The sequence below is a fragment of the Blautia hominis genome (assembly GCA_002270465.1).
In the GTDB taxonomy this organism is placed as follows: Bacteria; Bacillota; Clostridia; order Lachnospirales; family Lachnospiraceae; genus Blautia; species Blautia hominis.
The window spans coordinates 658,221-676,229 of the sequence record NQOF01000002.1 but is presented as its reverse complement, the minus strand read 5'-3'; the positions used below and the strand labels follow the sequence as shown (position 1 = coordinate 676,229).

17 protein-coding genes are annotated in these 18,009 nt (G+C 44.6%); 9 read left to right on the top strand and 8 right to left on the bottom strand.

Features of this window, described 5'->3' with window-relative positions:
• Positions 1 to 208 precede the first annotated feature (208 nt).
• The 5 genes from CI595_RS09055 to CI595_RS09035 all read left to right on the top strand — a co-directional run bounded on the left by CI595_RS09055 (position 209) and on the right by CI595_RS09035 (position 5,027).
• A complete protein-coding gene (locus CI595_RS09055; RefSeq protein ID WP_242987129.1) occupies positions 209 to 838 on the top strand; it encodes a MarR family winged helix-turn-helix transcriptional regulator in 630 nt (209 codons plus the stop codon).
• A gap of 47 nt (positions 839 to 885) precedes the next feature.
• On the top strand, positions 886 to 1,776 hold the full coding sequence (locus CI595_RS09050) for a cation diffusion facilitator family transporter (protein ID WP_095172925.1): 891 nt from the start codon (positions 886 to 888) through the stop codon (positions 1,774 to 1,776).
• Positions 1,777 to 1,785: 9 nt separating this feature from the next.
• Positions 1,786 to 2,190: a metal-dependent transcriptional regulator gene (locus CI595_RS09045; RefSeq protein ID WP_095172924.1), complete on the top strand. Its 405-nt coding sequence runs from the start codon at positions 1,786 to 1,788 to the stop codon at positions 2,188 to 2,190.
• 117 nt (positions 2,191 to 2,307) lie between these two features.
• Positions 2,308 to 3,819 (top strand): MocR-like pyridoxine biosynthesis transcription factor PdxR, encoded by a 1,512-nt coding sequence (gene pdxR, locus CI595_RS09040; RefSeq protein WP_095172923.1) that lies wholly within the window; start codon positions 2,308 to 2,310, stop codon positions 3,817 to 3,819.
• Positions 3,820 to 3,839: 20 nt separating this feature from the next.
• Positions 3,840 to 5,027, top strand: coding sequence for an aminotransferase-like domain-containing protein (locus CI595_RS09035; protein WP_095172922.1), 1,188 nt, complete (start codon positions 3,840 to 3,842; stop codon positions 5,025 to 5,027).
• 80 nt (positions 5,028 to 5,107) lie between these two features.
• Here the strand turns inward: CI595_RS09035 and CI595_RS09030 are convergent, their stop codons facing one another.
• Complete coding sequence (locus CI595_RS09030; protein ID WP_095172921.1) at positions 5,108 to 5,602, bottom strand: hypothetical protein; 495 nt, start codon at positions 5,600 to 5,602, stop codon at positions 5,108 to 5,110.
• A gap of 252 nt (positions 5,603 to 5,854) precedes the next feature.
• Between CI595_RS09030 and CI595_RS09025 the strand changes: the two genes are divergently transcribed.
• Positions 5,855 to 6,241, top strand: a complete 387-nt coding sequence (locus CI595_RS09025) for a hypothetical protein (protein ID WP_243135125.1) — start codon at positions 5,855 to 5,857, stop codon at positions 6,239 to 6,241.
• A 120-nt stretch (positions 6,242 to 6,361) separates the two neighbouring features.
• Here CI595_RS09025 and CI595_RS09020 read toward each other — a convergent pair whose 3' ends face one another.
• The 4 genes from CI595_RS09020 to CI595_RS09005 all read right to left on the bottom strand — a co-directional run bounded on the left by CI595_RS09020 (position 6,362) and on the right by CI595_RS09005 (position 12,456).
• Positions 6,362 to 7,711, bottom strand: a complete 1,350-nt coding sequence (locus CI595_RS09020; protein WP_095172920.1) for an MATE family efflux transporter — start codon at positions 7,709 to 7,711, stop codon at positions 6,362 to 6,364.
• 83 nt (positions 7,712 to 7,794) lie between these two features.
• Positions 7,795 to 8,817 (bottom strand): RpnC/YadD family protein, encoded by a 1,023-nt coding sequence (locus CI595_RS09015; RefSeq protein ID WP_095172919.1) that lies wholly within the window; start codon positions 8,815 to 8,817, stop codon positions 7,795 to 7,797.
• A gap of 349 nt (positions 8,818 to 9,166) precedes the next feature.
• Positions 9,167 to 11,539: a trans-4-hydroxy-L-proline dehydratase gene (gene hypD, locus CI595_RS09010; protein ID WP_095172918.1), complete on the bottom strand. Its 2,373-nt coding sequence runs from the start codon at positions 11,537 to 11,539 to the stop codon at positions 9,167 to 9,169.
• Between the two features lie 5 nt (positions 11,540 to 11,544).
• A complete protein-coding gene (locus CI595_RS09005) occupies positions 11,545 to 12,456 on the bottom strand; it encodes a glycyl-radical enzyme activating protein (protein ID WP_095172917.1) in 912 nt (303 codons plus the stop codon).
• 206 nt (positions 12,457 to 12,662) lie between these two features.
• Here CI595_RS09005 and CI595_RS09000 point away from each other — a divergent pair, with 206 nt between their 5' ends.
• Both CI595_RS09000 and CI595_RS08995 read left to right on the top strand, forming a co-directional pair.
• Positions 12,663 to 13,202, top strand: coding sequence for a PadR family transcriptional regulator (locus CI595_RS09000; RefSeq protein WP_095172916.1), 540 nt, complete (start codon positions 12,663 to 12,665; stop codon positions 13,200 to 13,202).
• Positions 13,203 to 13,206: 4 nt separating this feature from the next.
• Positions 13,207 to 13,632 carry an STAS/SEC14 domain-containing protein gene (locus CI595_RS08995; RefSeq protein ID WP_095172915.1) on the top strand — a complete coding sequence of 142 codons (426 nt, stop codon included), beginning with the start codon at positions 13,207 to 13,209 and terminating at the stop codon, positions 13,630 to 13,632.
• Here CI595_RS08995 and CI595_RS08990 read toward each other — a convergent pair.
• Positions 13,593 to 15,086 carry a PucR family transcriptional regulator gene (locus CI595_RS08990; protein ID WP_095172914.1) on the bottom strand — a complete coding sequence of 498 codons (1,494 nt, stop codon included), beginning with the start codon at positions 15,084 to 15,086 and terminating at the stop codon, positions 13,593 to 13,595. The two genes, CI595_RS08995 and CI595_RS08990, sit on opposite strands and share 40 nt — an antisense overlap.
• Before the next feature lie 146 nt (positions 15,087 to 15,232).
• Between CI595_RS08990 and CI595_RS08985 the strand changes: the two genes are divergently transcribed.
• Positions 15,233 to 16,216 carry a uroporphyrinogen decarboxylase family protein gene (locus CI595_RS08985; protein WP_095172913.1) on the top strand — a complete coding sequence of 328 codons (984 nt, stop codon included), beginning with the start codon at positions 15,233 to 15,235 and terminating at the stop codon, positions 16,214 to 16,216.
• Between the two features lie 21 nt (positions 16,217 to 16,237).
• Here CI595_RS08985 and CI595_RS08980 read toward each other — a convergent pair whose 3' ends face one another.
• Both CI595_RS08980 and CI595_RS08975 read right to left on the bottom strand, forming a co-directional pair.
• A complete protein-coding gene (locus CI595_RS08980; RefSeq protein ID WP_095172912.1) occupies positions 16,238 to 16,915 on the bottom strand; it encodes an epoxyqueuosine reductase in 678 nt (225 codons plus the stop codon).
• A gap of 137 nt (positions 16,916 to 17,052) precedes the next feature.
• Complete coding sequence (locus tag CI595_RS08975) at positions 17,053 to 17,967, bottom strand: AraC family transcriptional regulator (RefSeq protein ID WP_095172911.1); 915 nt, start codon at positions 17,965 to 17,967, stop codon at positions 17,053 to 17,055.
• Between the last annotated feature and the right edge of the window lie 42 nt (positions 17,968 to 18,009).

The window sequence follows — 18,009 nt, the reverse complement described above, 5'->3', positions numbered from 1 at the left end:
TGCACAGATATGGAGCATTCTGCCCCATATCGCGCTGGCTGCCTCGGGATTTTCATGCGCAAGCGCATAAAAACACCTCGCGGGATAACAGCCGTGAATAGTAACAAATTTATACAGGTACCTTAAAAAAAGTTCTTGACATTTTTCACAGGTACCTGTACAATACAATCATCAGGTACCTGTGAAATTCAAGAAAGGAGAACCCACTATGTCTGATATGATAAACAACAAAGAATTATTTAAAAAACTGGAACGCCTCCAATGGCTCCTCCATCGCCAGCACCAGCAGCTCCATGCAGCCCGCGGCCCTTTTGCAGACCCTACCAGGGGACAGGGGCGGGTACTGGCTATCCTGAAGATGCAGCCGGAAATCAGCACAAAAGATTTATCCTACCTGCTGGATATCCGCCAGCAGTCTCTGAGCGAACTGCTGAACAAACTGGAAAAAGCCGGCTATATTACCAGAACCCCAAAGGAAACAGACCGACGTGTTATGATCGTGAAGCTCACGGAAAAGGGAAGGGATGCCCGGCAGGAACCGCCGGATTCGCCGGATTTATTTGACTGTCTCTCAGAGGAGGAACAGGATGCATTCAGCAGCTATTTAAGCCGGATCATTGCCAGTTTGGAGACCATGCTTGGAACAGATGACAGAGAGGATATGGAGCAATGGATGGAACAGGCACGCTCCCGAATGGGCGAGGATGCATTTGAACATCTTATGGCCATGCGGAGCAGAAGTTTTTCAAGATCCCGAAGTGACCGGACCCGCAGTGAACGGGAAGAACGTCCTGGGCGCGGGCGCCGCCCCGGCAGATCGGATGAAACACGCAGATAGCTGTATTTGCTGCAGCAGCCCTCATTGCAAAGGAAGGAGGAAAACCAATGAAAGAAAAATCTTGTACAGTAAGCCGCGATGTTGTGGGAAAACAATCCGGAATCGCCGGATTGCTGGGAAATTTAATATTAGTCATAATAAAAGGGATTGCCGGACTCTTAAGCGGCAGCGTTGCGATCACTGCTGATGCCCTGAATAACCTTACAGACTGTGCGTCCTCTCTTCTAACGCTTCTGGGTTTCTCACTGGCAGCAAGGGATAAAGACACGAAACACCCCTATGGACATGGACGGATGGAATATATCTGCGGTTTCGTTATTTCTATTTTGATTCTGTTTACCGGTATTTCCGTAGGAATTGACGCCTGTAAGCAGCTGTTAAACCCCAGGCATGTGACCGTAACCGGTCTCACGCTGGCGGTTTTATGCATCAGTATCCTGGGCAAGATCTGTATGGCATGGTATGTGAGACACCTGAATCAAAAGGTTTCCTCCCCCACCCTGAAGGCTGTTTGGGAAGATAATCTTTCTGATGCACTTGTCACTGCAGTTACCTTTATCGGAATCCTTGCGGTTCCTTATGTACAGATTTCTGCGGACGGTATTTTAGGTATCCTTGTATGTATTGTGATCCTAAAATCAGGATTTACTTCTTTTAGTGAAAATATGGTCCTGCTTTTGGGGGAAGGCGCTGACCCGGCTACCAAAGAGGAGATCATGAGGATTGTGACCGCATACTTTCCTGCCAAATCAGTAAAAGAAATCTCGCTCCACGATTACGGCCCCGAAAATAAACTGGTCTTCATTCAGCTTACCTCTCCCCCGGAGAAGGAAACAGACCATTTATCCCGGAATTTCTCCTGTATCAAAACGGAAATCAAACAAAAACTGCAGATTGACGCCACGATCTACTGGGCACTCCCGGAAACTGTGAATTGAGGTAAGAATATGTGTAAAACAGTCTCTATTGACCATTATCTGAAAACAATTTATATCATCCAGCACGAAAAAGGGTTTGTGAGAAATATTGATATTGCCGCTGCACTTGGCTATACCAAACCAAGCGTAACAAGAGCGGTCACTGTTTTGAAGGAGATGGAATATATTACCGTAACCGGTCATGAAATCCGGCTGACCGCAAACGGTCAAAAAGAGGCTTTAAAACTCCTGGAAAAATACAAAACCATCTGCGATTTTCTGAAATCCCTCGGTGTATCAGATGCGTCAGCCTCCCATGATGCCTGTGAAATGGAGCACCACATCAGCGATGAAACTTACCGGCACCTAAAACAAATTTTTGCTGCAGACACCCTCTCTTCCACTTCTCTCACCAAATCTCCTATACAGCATTAAAAACTTCCAACTCGTAAGCAGAAAAATTGGCTGTATAAAATTAACTGCAATTGGTTGTTGATATACAGCCAATTTCCATCTATACTATTCATTGGACCGAACCAAATGGAGGAGCCAATGAGAATTCAAATAGACAAATCAATAAAGACACCCCTTTACAAACAGATTGCGGAACAGATACAGTCTCAGATCATATCCGGTGAGATTCCCGATGGTTTTCAATTCCCATCGGAACGCCAGTTAGCCGATACACTGGGTGTAAACCGCACAACTGTGCTGAACGCATATAAAGAATTAAAGGCCGACGGGCTGCTCACCTCCCACGTGGGAAGGGGAACCATTGCTGTCAAAGAGGCAGCACCTGCAGTCCGCAAAACAGATTCCCGTAAAGAACCCATGTGGGAGTATCTGTTCAGTGATTATCTGAAGAACCGTGATACCTTTGATGTGAATAAATATCTGGAAATGGCAAACCAAAAGGATGTCATATCCTTTGCGGCCGGAATCGCCTCCTTTGAAAATCCTCCGATCCAGGCATTCAAAGGAATGGAGCACGACTTACTGTCCAATCCCAAAGGACTGCTTGTCTCTCCCGTGGCAGGGTTTTCTTCCCTGCGAAAGGTCATGGCGTCCTATATGCAAAAGCGCTCCTGCTTCTGCCACCCTTCCGAGATCATGATCGTTTCCGGTGCACAGGAGGGCATTGACCTGGCAGCCCGGGCCTTTGTCAATCCGGGGGATATTGTGCTGATCGAAGAGCCGTCCTTTTTCCCTGCAATACAGAGCTTCCGGGCTATGGGTGCCAGACTTATGGCAGTACCCATGGAAAGCGATGGTATGGACATGAAAATACTGGAACAGCTTTTGATCCGGTATCACCCCAAATTAATCTACACCATGCCCACATACCATAATCCCTGCGGTGTATGCATGAGCACTGCCAAGAGGATTCGGCTTCTGGAATTGGCCGGCAAATATGCCATACCAATTCTGGAGGATGACCCATACAGTGAACTGAGTTTTGAGGGACAGACCACTGCTCCTTTGAAAACAATGGATAAGAACGTGAATGTCATATATCTCAGTTCTTTTTCCAAAACCATCTATCCCGGTCTGCGCCTGGGCTGGATCTGCGCGGATAAAAAACTGATCCATCACTTTTCCAGTATCCGGCAGCTTGTAGATCTGCATTCCTGCTGTATATCACAGCAGATTGTGGAACGGTTTATTGTAAATGGCGAGATGGAAAAATATGTGGAGTTCATACGCAGGGAGTACCGGGAAAGAAGAGATATGATGGTGGATGCCCTGAAACAGTATGCTCCTTTGGGCTTGTCCTTTGCTATACCGGACGGCGGGTATTACCTTTGGTGCAGGCTCCCGGACGGCCTGTCAGCAGATCTGCTGGCTTCGCAGGCTGCCAAAAACGGAGTCGCCATTCTACCCGGAATGCCCGCATATCTGACAAAACAAAAAGGGGAGAGCTATATCCGCTTAAACTTTACCTTTCCTCCAAAGGATAAAATTGTTTATGGCATCAAAATTTTATGTGACGTGATAAAAAAACTGCTCATGGCTCATCAGGAGGACGAACCATGGAATGACAATGAAATAAACCCTATATTATAAATATGTAAAGGAGTTTTCTCATGGAATACAAATATGCGAAAAGAATGTCATCTGTTACCGCTTCCGAGATCAGGGAGCTTTTGAAACTCACAGAGCAGCCGGAAGTCATTTCCTTTGCTGGAGGGCTGCCGGCCCCTGAACTTTTCCCCATAGAGGAGATCAAGGCTGTCAATACTTATGTTCTGGACCATAACGGGGAACACGCGTTGCAATACGCCACAACGGAAGGTCATCAGCCTCTCAGGGAATGGATTGCCAGGCGGATGAATGCGCGGCTCGGCACATCTTTCTGCGATGAAAATATTTTGATCACCCACGGCTCCCAGCAGGCCCTTGACCTATCCGGAAAAGTTTTCTTGGACGAAGGGGATGTGGTGTTGTGTGAAAGCCCCACTTATCTGGCTGCCCTCAGCGCTTTTAAAGCATATAGCTGTAAATTCGCAGAAATTCCTACAGATGAAAATGGCATGATCATGTCCGAACTGGAAAAAGCTTTGGAAAAATATCCGACAGCAAAGCTGATCTATGTGATCCCTGATTTCCAGAATCCCACAGGAAGAACCTGGAGCCTGGAACGCAGACAACAGCTTGCAGAGATTTCCGCTAGATATCATGTGGCGGTTTTAGAAGACAATCCCTATGGGGAGCTTAGATATGAGGGCGATTTCCTGCCGTCCGTAAAGTCCCTTGACCGGGCAGGAAATGTTCTCTGTACAGGGACCTTTTCAAAGATCTTCTGCCCCGGCTACCGGATTGGATGGATTGCCGGAGAAAAAGAAGTCATCCGTAAATATGTTCTTGTAAAACAGGGTGTAGACCTGCAGTGCAATACCATAGCTCAGATGGTAATTTCCGCTTATCTGGAAAAATACGATATTGATGTCCATATTGATAAAATACGTGAGGTATACCGGAAACGGCGTGACACAGCTATTGAAGCCATCCGCAGCGCTTTTCCTTCGGATATTAAGTTTACAAAGCCTGAAGGAGGACTTTTTCTCTGGATTGAGCTGGATGAAAAAATCGACACTACCAGGCTGCTCGAAAAGTGCCTGGAACACAACGTTGCATTTGTTCCCGGAACATCCTTTTTTCCAAACACAAAGAAATGCAACACTCTCAGGATAAACTTTTCTAATATGCCGGAAGATAAAATATCGGAAGGTATTATGCGCATAGGCAGAGCCTTGAATGAATTCACAGAATAGATGAAAATCTGATTCCTGCTAAAAAGGAAAGCAGCCATAAACAGCCGCTTTCCTTCTTTTTCAACATGTAATCTCTCTTCTTATTCCCAATCAATAAGTGAGGCCGTCTTCCCTTCTTCTGTAAGCATGACCGCGCCTCGTTCCACAATTGGCCGGGTATCCGGGATTTCTTTGTATTTTGAAAGAAACGTCCGAAAAATATCACCCTGCTCCAGAGAACGATACATGTACAACCGCTTTTTTGACGAGAAGTCCGCTTTTAGCAATCCAAGCTGATACAGATAGTTTAAGTTCTCTTCCGACTCCTTTACTTCCTTCTCTGTCTCCGTTCCACTGCATACATAAAACATATTTTTATATACCTGTACATGGATATGACTTGTCTCATACAATACAATAAGACGATATACGGGCAGCCATCTTATTTTCTGAAGATAGGTCAGTAGCAATGCCTGCTCCTTTGAAAGAACGGCCTCTTTGTAGATGTAATTGCAATTCCAATAAGCAAAGTCATCAGATTTATAGCGGCAAATAAAATCATTATTTTTCAACATATTATTTTCATATTCTGCCATATTCAATTACACCCCTTTTCCTGAATACACGATGTATTTTAATTCATTTTTTCATCTCAATTATAACATTATATAATTTTTTATGTCCACTAAATTATTGCATAAACCATATTTTTTCTCACAAAGGCAGTATTTTTGTTTATTTTAATAAATATTCAATTTTAACTATACATCCTTTAGAAATACTTTAGCTTTATATCCTATTATTCTTTAGAAGATCAGCGTACATTTAATAAATGGGAGGTGTAAAGATTGAGAAGGTATTTTCAACTGTTTTGTTTTATATTTTGTTCTATATTATGTACAATACTTCTGACTTCCTGCACAGGAACACTTTTTGACGGCAGCAGGACCGGAAACGAAAATCAGCTCATTATGAGCTACCGAATCTTCAATACAACGGATTCACAACTGCTGGAACTGGAAAAAGGAGATGTGATAGATGCGGAGATCATATGTGATTCCGGCAGACTGTGGATCAAGATCCAAAAAGATCATGAGACACCTGTATATGCAGCGGAAAAAATCCTGACATCCAATTCCTTTCAGGTCCCTATTGAAGAAAGCGGTACATATAAAATCACTGTGACGGGGGAAAAGGCAAAAGGAAGTGTTAGCTTTAAGCGAATCGAGGGCTGATAAAACAGCCACACCATTTGATAACAAATAGGTGTGGCTGTTTTGATATACCCGTTTTAGTGTACGCCTATTGCAGTATCATTGCACAAAAAATTCCGCGAAATAATACTGAAATCTCAATCATATGCGCAAATGCTTTTTCTGTTCTCTGTGACGCATATAAATAATTCCGGTAATATCTGCCAAGAACCAGCCAATCGGTATGGCCCACCAGATCCCGGCAACCCCTATGGCCTCTACCGGGGCTAAAATATAAGCAAGAATCACCCTGGTCCCCAGGGATATGATAGTTAAGACCAACGACATTTCAGGCAGATTGATTCCTCTGTAATATCCATAAAACAAAAATAAAATCCCAATTCCTATGTAAAATGTGCCCTCGATCCGCAGGTAACCCATTCCGATACTTATGATCTCCGTATCAGACGGTGAGACAAATAACAGCATAAGCTCCTTTGCAAGAAGAAACACAAGTACGGAGATCACTGCGCAGAACACTGCGGAAACTGCAAAAGCCTGCCTGGTACCTTTCCGGATCCTGTCTTCTTTCCCGGCGCCGTGATTCTGGGATATGAACAGGGAAAACGCATTCCCAAATTCCTGTGCAGGCATATAGGCAAAAGAATCTATCTTGACTGCCGCTGTAAAGGCAGCCATAACTGCAACGCCGAAACTGTTTACCAGCCCCTGTATCATCAGTATACCCAGATTCATTACCGACTGCTGGATAGATGCCGCGAATGAAAATCTTGTAATCTCCTTCATGGACTCCCTTGTCAGAGAGACACGATGTTTTCCAAACAGCCGTATCCTGAACGCCGGTTCCTTCACCCACACATATATGGAAATACCAATCCCGGATATGGCCTGTGATATTACAGTCGCCTGTGCTGCACCTCCGATCCCCCATTGAAAGGTCACCACAAATATGATATCAAGGACAACATTCAAAACCGAGGTTGTTCCCAAAAAAACAAGCGGAATGACAGAATTACCGATAGACCTCAGAAGATAAGCATAATAATTATAGAGAAACACGAAAAATATACCGGCAAAAATTATGATCACATACTCGTGAGACATGGCTAATATTTCTGTTGGTATCTGCAGTATCCTCAAAATTTGATCAATGAATACAAACACCAGCACATTAATAACTACTGTGACAACGCCTATCAGCAGAAATGACCCCTGTACACATACCTCCATCTTTACCTTGTCCTGTTTTCCGAAATAAAAGGATACCAGTGAGCCGCTGCCCATACATAATCCAATTAGTATGGAAGTCAAAAAAGTCATCAGCGTATAAGCCGCTCCCACAGAAGCCATGGCATCAGCCCCTACAAATCTGCCTACGATCAGTGTATCCGCTATGTTATAAAATTGCTGCAGAAGATTTCCGATGATCATAGGGCCTGCAAATATCAGCATAGTCTTAATAATATTTCCTGTTGTCAAATCCCTCTTCATTATTACTTCATATTCCTTTTCTCATTTATTCTTCGTCTTTATATCATAACGCATGAAGGAATATTTGTATACTTTATGTTTTTCTAATCCGGAAGCTCTTCATGGTCCAGCCCATATTCTTTGTACAGGACCTCTCTATATCCTGCATCCAGAGAAGCCTTCTGTAAATCTTCAATCCTGTTGTCATGGAAAAGACTCTGCACAAGCCTGGATAGTTTTTCTTCCCCTATTTTTCTACCTCTCTGTTCGCCTTCCACTTCACCTTCCCTGCGCATTTGCTGAAATGCTGTGCACATATTCATCCCTCCCTCCTCTGTCCTAATGGCATCCGCATTATCTTTTATCAGCGGAACATCCAAAAAATCTCCGATCAACTCACCTTTCTTCCAGTCCAGATTTCTGTAACGCTCCTGGTTCTCCCTGAGAAATGCCTCCATAGAATCTTTGTCCTTTGCTACCCGCAGCAGCTCGAACACTTCCCGCAGACCTGTCCGAAAATTTTCAGGACAGACATTACCGCTGTATACCAAATTCAGCGGATAATTGGGTATATATGTTTTCCACGGTTCCAGTGCCTTTGGCAATTCCAACATATCGTGAAGACACATAGGGCCATCCCATAACTGGTCTTCTCCATAAAACAATGCCAGGGTGATGACCGGACGGAGCCTGTCATCCCTTCGCATCCCGGAAAGGAATTCTGCACTGGAAGACAAATCCCTGTCTCTTCTGTGCTTTTTCTCCAGGTCCAGCATTTGTTTTGTGTAATCAACCGCATCATAAAGCATATGTCTCACCGGCATTCCATAATGGACCGTTCGCTGCCCCTCTGCTGCAAGCATGATACCCAGAAGGCTCCCATCCAATCCACATTTTTTTTGCACGTCACGCAGTTTTTTGATCACCACAGGCTGACCGTCTCTCCCCGGAATCATTAGTTGTTTTTTCTCGTTCATCTCTTCCAAATACTCAGGTTTTATTATCTCTTCCCCTTGAAAGACAACGCCATTAAACAAGTCTGCAAACACTTCATTATCAGACAGGCGCTCATATATTTCCCCATCCTTTGCATTCCATGATACTTCAGGTATTCTTTGTTTTTTCATCTGTCCTCCTCGGGAAAACAGACAGACTCCATGCAGGTACCATATAATATAGTCAAAGATACGCACTGTTTTTCTTATATTATACAATATATCAATTTGCATTTCAATTGTACTTTTTATCTGTTTTCCACATGCTTTTAAGCTGAAATTTCGGCTGACACGCCGTTGAAAATTAAATTTGCTATTTCAGAAATGTAGGTTCATTATATTCTTTCTATCCCGTAAATGCAATGACTTTATAAAAGTTTTATGTTTGCAGGTAAATAATGATTACTGTTCACAGTCCAATGTCCCGGAGCAGGCCGGACAAAGGGTAAATCTTTGCCCGGCCTTTGGGAACCGGAAAAAATCAGCCAAATGACTGTTCTGTTCTGTCAATGATCTCGTCCTGCAGTGCTTTGCTCAGATTCCGGAAATGGTCACTGTATCCTGCTACACGCACGATCAGATCCTTATATTCATCCGGATGAGCCTGCGCCTCCAGAAGGGTCCTGCGGTCGATCACATTAAACTGTATGTGATGTCCATCCAGATTAAAATAAGTCCGTACCAGATTTGCCATCTGCATCAGTCCGTTATCACCGGACACCACCTGAGGTGTGAATTTCTGGTTCAGCAAAGTGCCTCCTGTGTTTAAGTGATCCATCTTGGAACAGGATTTCACTACTGCGGTAGGACCTTGCACATCCGCGCCCTTTTCCGGGGAAATTCCTTCGGATACGGGTTTATGCGCCATGCGGCCATTGGGACTTGCCATCATGACTTCCCCGAAATAAACATGACAGGTGGTCGGCAGCATATTGATGCGGTATTTTCCGCCTTTCATATTGGGCCGCCCGGTCACACTTTCATAGTAGAACTGAAACACGTCTTTCATAATATCGTCCGCATAATCATCATCATTGCCGTACTTAGGTGTTTTATTGCTGACAAGATTCCGGATTCGGCCATGCCCCTCATAATTGTCTCTCAGTGCCTGCATCAATTCCGACATGGTGAACTTTTTCTTGTCAAATACATTATATTTTATGGCTGCAAGGCTGTCGGTGATGGTCCCAATCCCTACTCCCTGCAGATAATTGGTGTTGTATCTAGCCCCTCCGGCATTATAATCTTTTCCCGCCGCAATGCAGTCATTCGTGATCACAGAGAGGAATGGCACAGGCATATAGCGGGCATAAATCCCTTCAATCACATGATTGCCCCGCATCTTAATATCCAGGAAATACAGAATCTGCGTTTTATAAGCCTCGAAAAGTTCCTCATAGGATTGAAATTCCTCCGCTTTGCCAAGGGGCAGGCCAAGCATTTCCCCTGCAACAGGATCATATCCATTGCAAAGGGTAATTTCCAGTATTTTAGGCAGATTGAAATAACCGGTCAGGATATATGCTTCATTTCCAAAAGCACCTGTCTCCACACACCCGCTGGTACCGCCTTTTCTGGCATCTGCAATGGATTTTCCCGCGTTTAGGAGTTCCTGGATTATACTCTCTGTATTATAAAAGGCCGGCTGTCCCCATCCCTTTCTGGAAATCTCACATGCTTTTAATAAAAACTCCTGAGGCGTCTTTTTACTGATCTGCACATTTGAACTGGGCTGCAGTAATTTCATTTCATCCATACATTCCAGGATCAGATAGCTCACTTCATTGACACCGTCTTGTCCCTCTGGTGTCACCCCGCCGGTATTGATATTGGCAAAATCTGTGTAAGTACCGCTTTCTTTCAATGTAATCCCCACTTTTGGCGGCGCAGGCTGATTGTTGAATTTCACCCACAGGCATTCCAACAGCTCTTTTGCACGTTCCCGGTTCAGAACCCCCTCTTTAACATCCTTTCTGTAGAAGGGGATCAAGTGCTGGTCAAGCCGGCCGGGGCTGTATGCATCCCAGGGGTTCAGCTCACTTGTCACAGCCAGATGAACAAACCAATACATCTGAAGGGCCTGCCAGTATGTCTCCGGTCTGTGCGCCGGAACAACGCTGCAGTTTTGGGCAATCTGCAAAAGCTCCTCTCTGCGGACACTATCCTCCTCTTTTTCCGCCAGCTCCAGCGCATAGTCATGATACCGCTTGCCCAGAAGTATTACTGCGTCACAGGCAATTTCCATAGCATGAAGCTCATTTTCTTTGTCCAGGGCTTCCGGGTCCCGGCTGTAATCCAGATTCTTCCTTGCCTCTTGGATTTTCTCTTTATAATCCAGAAGCCCTCTCTTGTATATATTCTCAGAGCCCACAGTATGACCCGGGCCTCTCTGTTCCATAAATTCCGTGAAGATTCCACATTTATATGCTTTCTTCCATTCCGGTGTCATTTTTTCCAGGATCCGGTGCCGGATGGAACGTCTTTCCCAAAAAGGGATCATCTCCTTTTCCTGAAACGTATAATCCTCCTCCCGCACCTTGAAGCTGATCAGCTCCCTGTCATTCATCACATGAAGGTCCTGCACAGTATGGCAGCAAAGCTCCGGAAACGTAGGGGCTGCCTGCGGCCCGTTTCCCTTCTCTCCCACCAACAATTCACCTTCTCCTATGTACAGTGTCTTTTCGGCAAAATAGTGTTTTAAAACCAATGCCCGAAGTTCCGGCACGGATACGGTGCCCTCGTATCTGCGGTACACCTCTGTCTCTATTTTTGCACGTTCCATATCAATATGTGCTTCTGTCTCCAGGCTCTCCCGGCGAAGCCTTCGGATCCTTTCGTTCATTCCCTGTTCCATCTATATTAACCTCCTATTCCTGCCTGATATCCCCGCGCCAGACACATATCCAGCAGCTCCTGCATACGTGATCCCTTGGGGGTGGTAAGATCCCTGCCCTGGTATTTTTGCCCCAGTCTTGGATACTTTCCGCTCCCTGTATTATGGTAAGGCAGCAGGTGAATCCATTTTGGTGAAATGGCGTGGGAACTGAGGAACTCCAGTGTTTCCTCCATATTCCTATCCGTATCATTTACACCGCCCACAACGGGAATACGGATCCAAATGGCTGCTTTACTTTTGGAAAGCCTTATGAGGTTTTCCAGGATCTCTTCATTCCCTACTCCGGTCATTTCCTGATGCAGCCGGGAATCCATGAGCTTTATATCATATAAAAAGGTATCCGTATAAGGAATTATCCGCTCTATATTCTTCCATGGTATGTATCCGCAGGTATCTACGTTTACCCGAATCCCCCGCTTAGTCAGCTCAAGCATCAGCCGCTCCACAAAATCCATGTCCCTGGCCAATACCTCTCCGCCTGAGAGAGTAACTCCGCCGTGAGACTGTTCATAAAAGGGCTGGTCTTTTACTGCTTCCGCAGCCAGTTCCTCCACTGTATATTCTCTGCCTGCGAATTCTCTGGCATTTTGCAGACAGTATTCTTCACATGTATGGCAGATTCCACACTTATTTTCATCTGTCACCGGCCTGTGTCCATCCATGGAAACAGCTCCGCTTGGACAAGCTGCAGCACATTCCCCGCACCCCGCACATTTTTCCTGATTCCACATGAACTGCTGCCCATACTCCTGTGTCTCCGGATTATGGCACCAGATACAGGAAAGCGGACATCCCTTAAAAAATATAGTGGTGCGTATTCCTTCCCCATCGTGTATGGAATACTTCTGTATGTCCGTCACCAATTGCACTTCCATCTAAGCTGCACCTCTCTTTGTATGCTTTAGTCTGAAAATCAGTCTATAAACAGCATTATATTACCCCAAAACCTGAAAGTCAACGGATGCACGTTTGGTTTCCAAAGACATATATACCGATAAAAACGGATTCCATGCAGTTTCTCCTTTACAAATCCATTATATAGCGCTATTATATATCTATAAGATATATAAGGAGGAGAATAATGCTGGAATCCATTGCACTTGGTATGCTGCTGGAGCGTGATCTAACCGGTTACGATATTAAAAAATTGATAGAAAACGGTATTGGCGTTTTTTATAAGGCTAGTTTTGGGAGCCTGTATCCTGCCTTAAAAAGGTTAACCCAAAAGGGATATTTGACAACTTCTGAAAAGCCGCAGGGCGGCAGACAGAAAATATTTTATCACATGACTGAGAAAGGCAGAGAAGAATTTTTCGACTGGCTATCTTCACCTATGGATATATTTGAAGGTACAAATACCCACCTGGCTAAAGTCTATTTCTTTGACAATCTGGAACCGGAAATTCGAGAACAAAAGTTATTGGAATATGAGATCAACAACAAGAACTATCTGAGCAAATTAAAAGATTTGGAAAAAAAGTTTGACGGAATGGAACATAAAGAGTGTTTTTATTATAAGCTGTCCACTCTTTATTACGGAATCTGCATTATGCAGAAAACCATTCAGTGGTGCCGGCATATCCGTATGCAGAAAGCACTGCCGGATTTAATAGAAAGGTAAAAAGATGATAACAAAATCTCCCAGCGGGGCCCTAAGTCCCTATTACTATAAAGGCGGTTATTTTCACGGTATACATTATGGAAGCTATTTTGAAGATTCACAGGCTCTGCTTTCCATGATAAAGGATGAGGAACATTTTATTTTAAATTCTCCCCAAAAACGCCGCGTCTTGATCGACCTTTACGAAACCCGCCTGACAAAGGAATTGACCCTGCAGATTGTGGAACATATCGAAAGAATGAAACATAAAATCGTAAAGCTCGCCATAACCACAGACAAAAGAAGTCTGCACAGACTGCAGAAGACCTTTCGTAAAAAAACAATATTAGGAGATGGCCAGCTTTACTTCTGTACGGATATGGAGGAGGCAAAAACCTGGCTTGTATGTGATCACTGCTTCTGCAGTTTTTCTGCCTGTTCCAAAATATAATAAGAGACCATAATATAAACTTTCTCTTCACAAGAGTCTGGACGGATACCGGTGATCTGTTTTATCTTTTCCATTCTCTTTAAAACCGATGACCGCTGGATATATAGAATTTTTGCTGTGTGAGTTGCACTGCAGTTTTGTTCCAGATAAACTTTCAATGTGCTATAAAGGCTGGTCCTATGGGTATGGTCATAGTTTCTCAACATGATAAGTGCAGGAGATATCAATTCTTTTGCGGGATATCTCCCCGTGCATTCTCTCAGCATGATCGCAAAGGCATAATCCTGAAAATAATAATACCAAAAATGTGTATCTGTCTCCCTTCCAATCTCCATGGCATCATATGCCTGTTTTTCATATACCTCCCAATTATGAAATCCGGTAAACGTATTGCTGATCCCTGCCTTTGCAATATTTTCCCGCAAAAATAATGCCAGCTCCCCGTGCAGGTCTGTCTCTTTGCTCAGTGATAAATTACGGACGCAGATATAGTCTGTATCCTGAATGATGACACAACTGTCTTGAAGCAAGGTCTCTATTTTTTGTCTCAGATATTCTTTGCCTGTACTCACCGGATATTTTTCCGCAAACTGAAACAAGATCACCTGATATGTATGTGACTCATTCCATTTATATTGCCCGATCACATACCTGTGCGCAGGGGGATGCCCTTTCAGTATATCCTGTATCTGTTCACAAAAATCCCAGCTTTTCACACCTGTACGGCTGGCAATCCCCTGTTCATTAAAATGGATCTGAAGCGCCTCTGCCGTCACTGTAAAATATTTCATGAAAACATCAAAATATTCCGTCTCTGATCGCGTGGCTATAAATCTGGCATAGTATTTCTTTTCATAAAGAATGTTATAACAGAGCATCCGCATTCCATCCGTCTTCATTTGGTACTCATATACATCCGTTCTGTTCTGGCAAAGATAAAATGCTTCGTCCCACACCAGATTATCAATATCCTCGTCCGTAAACGAATCCTGCTGCATCACAGCCCGATACATTTCATTACGTGCAAGGTAATTATAACTATTGTTTATGACCGTCATTGCAGTGTGAAGTATGGGGCTCGTCACATCCAGTATGGTATCCGGCAGCAAAAGTTCCGCGTTACTCACCGCAAACTTCCACTTTTCGTATGACAGGAAGATTTCAGCTAAAAGATTACATACCCTGTTCTTGTGTGCATCCTCCAAAATAAGGGCACTGCAGGCATACTCTTCCGTCCATCTGCAGCCACCTGTAACTAAAACCACGCATCCTTTTAAATTCCCTGTATACTGCTTCAGTTCCTCCGCATCGATCACATACAGTATCCGGTTGTCTGCTAAGGTGCCATTCTCATAAAAGCCAAACTTGTCAAATTCCTGTTTTTTCCGGTACTGCAGCTTACTTTTTTTCATTCCATAATACGATAATTGATACTGCAAATATTTTAAATCCATCTGCTCCTCCTTTGGGGTACAAATCGCAGCCTTACTGTACTTTGTATTTCAACAATCCAAGTCTGTTTTTCCTGATATTATAAATGTTATTATAGTTCAAAAGACACGGATTGACTACAAAATGTAGTTTTGAAAGGAGGATTTTTATGTTTACAAAAGAAGATTATATGGCGGCTGTGGTGGAACATGAAAAACCGCAGCATCTGCCAAGTGCTATGAGCGGTTTGGTCGTAATGACCGGAGGAGCTTTGGAAACCTTTGAAAACGGGCCTTTCGGAGGCGGCCCTGATGGTTTCGGCGTTATTTGGGAGGCATCCCAGTCTGCCGGCGGACAAGCTGTACCTGCACCGGGACATGTTGTCCTGGAGGACATCACTGCCTGGGAGGATGTGGTGAAGTTTCCGGATCTGGATGCCTATGATTGGGACGGTCAGGCCAAATTGCAGTTAGCAGGTGCGGACCGGAACCGGCAGGTTATAGAATATGGTGCCTGGAACGCCCAATTTTTAAGGGTGACACATTTGATGGGATTTATGGATGGCCTTTGCGCCTTTGCGGAGGAGCCGGAAGCCTGCCGCGGCCTGATCGAGGCTATTACGGATTACAAGATACGGCTGGCAGAACGGGTGGCTCATTATTTTAAGCCTGACTTTTTTACCAGCTATGATGACGTGGCTACTCAGCAGAGTCTGTTTTTAAGCCCGCAGACTTACCGTGACCTCATAAAACCTTCTCACAAAAGGCTTAATGACGCGGTAAAGGCTTACGGTATGCTGCCTATCATGCATACCTGCGGCCACTGTGAACCCTTGATCCCCGATTTCATAGACGAGGGCGCTGTAGCCTGGTCCTCAGCGCAGCCCGTAAATGATATTGCCGGTATTTTACAGAAATACGGAAAACAGATCGCGGTAATTGGAGGATATGATTCCAACGGCCCAGCCGGAAGAGAAGATGCACCGGATACCGTGATCGAAGCGGAAGTGAAACGCTGCATTGAAGCCTACTCACCTTACGGAAGTTATGTATTCATGGGATTCCGTGTCATGAGCGGGACAGAACCGGATTTGTTTTTTAAAGGGCTGCTGCCCATTAACCAGGCATTTGATAAACTTACACAGGATACGTGAGAACTAAAATGGCGGCCGGTGTTATTTGGTTTTACCGTATCTCATTGGGCATACCGCCCTGCATGTATTACAGTCCACCGTCTCAAATCCCCTGGCCGTTTTACCGTATGTATTTGTGCGGCACAGCTTTTGATCCACGCTTCCGTTTTCAATCGCTTGAACAGGGCAGGCGCTGACACATTTTGTACAGCCGTCTATACAGATATTCTCACAAAGAGTATCTGACGGCAGATCCAGATCAGTAAGAAGTGCACCGATCGTCAGTAAATTTCCAAAACGGGGATTTAAAAGCATTGAGTTTTTACCCAATGCGCCAATTCCCGACAATACAGCCGCATGCTTCATGGAAATCAACCCCCGGCCGCAGGACGCATCACTGTCCCAGTATTCGTATGGGCTGTCACTGGGCAGCGGTACAGCGAAACAGCCGAATTCTTTTTCCATCCTCTTTGCGGTCTGAAGGGAGATCCGGTCAGCCTCTGTACAGCTGAATCCGTTATAATGTCCGTATACCAGCCGGGGTTCCACAAAGGTAAGTCCTTTTGGCAGTGCGATTCCAAAGGTGATCACTGCCTTGCACTGAGGGTAAATGTCAAGGGGTGAAAAACCCTCCGGGGCCTGGTCAAACCGGTCTATATTGGCAACGCCGCATACATCGGCACCGTTTTTAAGTATCAACTGTTTTATTTTTTCTTTCAATCTATCTGTTCCTTTCCTATACTGTATTTGTCTGTCAGAATTAATATAATTACAGCAGACGGTGAAAGCAACCCGGATCGCAGGGTGAAGTATTCCCCTGCGATCTGCACATGCATCCCGTCTGCCGTTAGAGTGCGTTATTCTGTCTCAGCAGGGATAACCCAGATTTCCATATAATGGATATCGTCCATATTTTTATAATATTTTTCAGCAGAGAAAGGCTTTGTTGCCAGTTTATGGTGGGGCAGCCAAGTGCCGAAAAGGTATTTTCCCGCTTGATCCAGCGCTGTTGTCACAAGCACTTCAAAACTTTCCGCCTCAATACTGCAGACAAGGTATTCCCCTGCGGGCAGTTCTTGTTTCGCCAGCGCTTCCGGCATGCCCGCTCTGTCTGCAAGACCTCCTGCAAAATAGGTGAATTCCCCTTTCTGTGTGTCCTGCATGTATGACATTCCCAATTCAACTTCCGGGTTCAGATGATCCGCAAACGCTTCCTTTTCTTTGTGGTATCTCTTCCATAACTGGCCGGGTATATCCACTCCTGTGCTTTCACCTGCCGGAATCTGTCCCTCTATTTTCACCTTTGCCTCAAATCCAAGATACACCTCCGGATGGTCCAATGTTCTTCTATTGATCTCCAAAACCATATTACCCGCAAGCAGCGGAACCCCTTCATCAATCATGGTATAGACCATAGATATCTCAGGCTTTGTGAAGGTATTCAAAAGCGGACGTGTATCTCTGTATTCTTCCGGTGTTAACCCATAGGCAGTTTTAAATGCTCTGGTGAAATTTGCATGGCTGGAAAATCCGTATTCCAAGGCAATATCCAGAATTCTCATATCATCCTTATCCAATTCCTCTGTCACTAATGCCAGACGACGCAGTTTGATATATTCCTGGACCGTTTTATTTACCAGACGTTTAAAGAGCCTCTGAAAATAGAAGGGGGACAGTCCTGCTATGTCAGACAGGGTCTCCGCGTTGATATCCTCCTTGATATGTGCTTCCATGTGATCTAAAGTCTTTTGTATAGCTTCCCATGCGTGCATTGTGCGCACCTCCTTATTTGATATGACGTAACTGTTCATGTG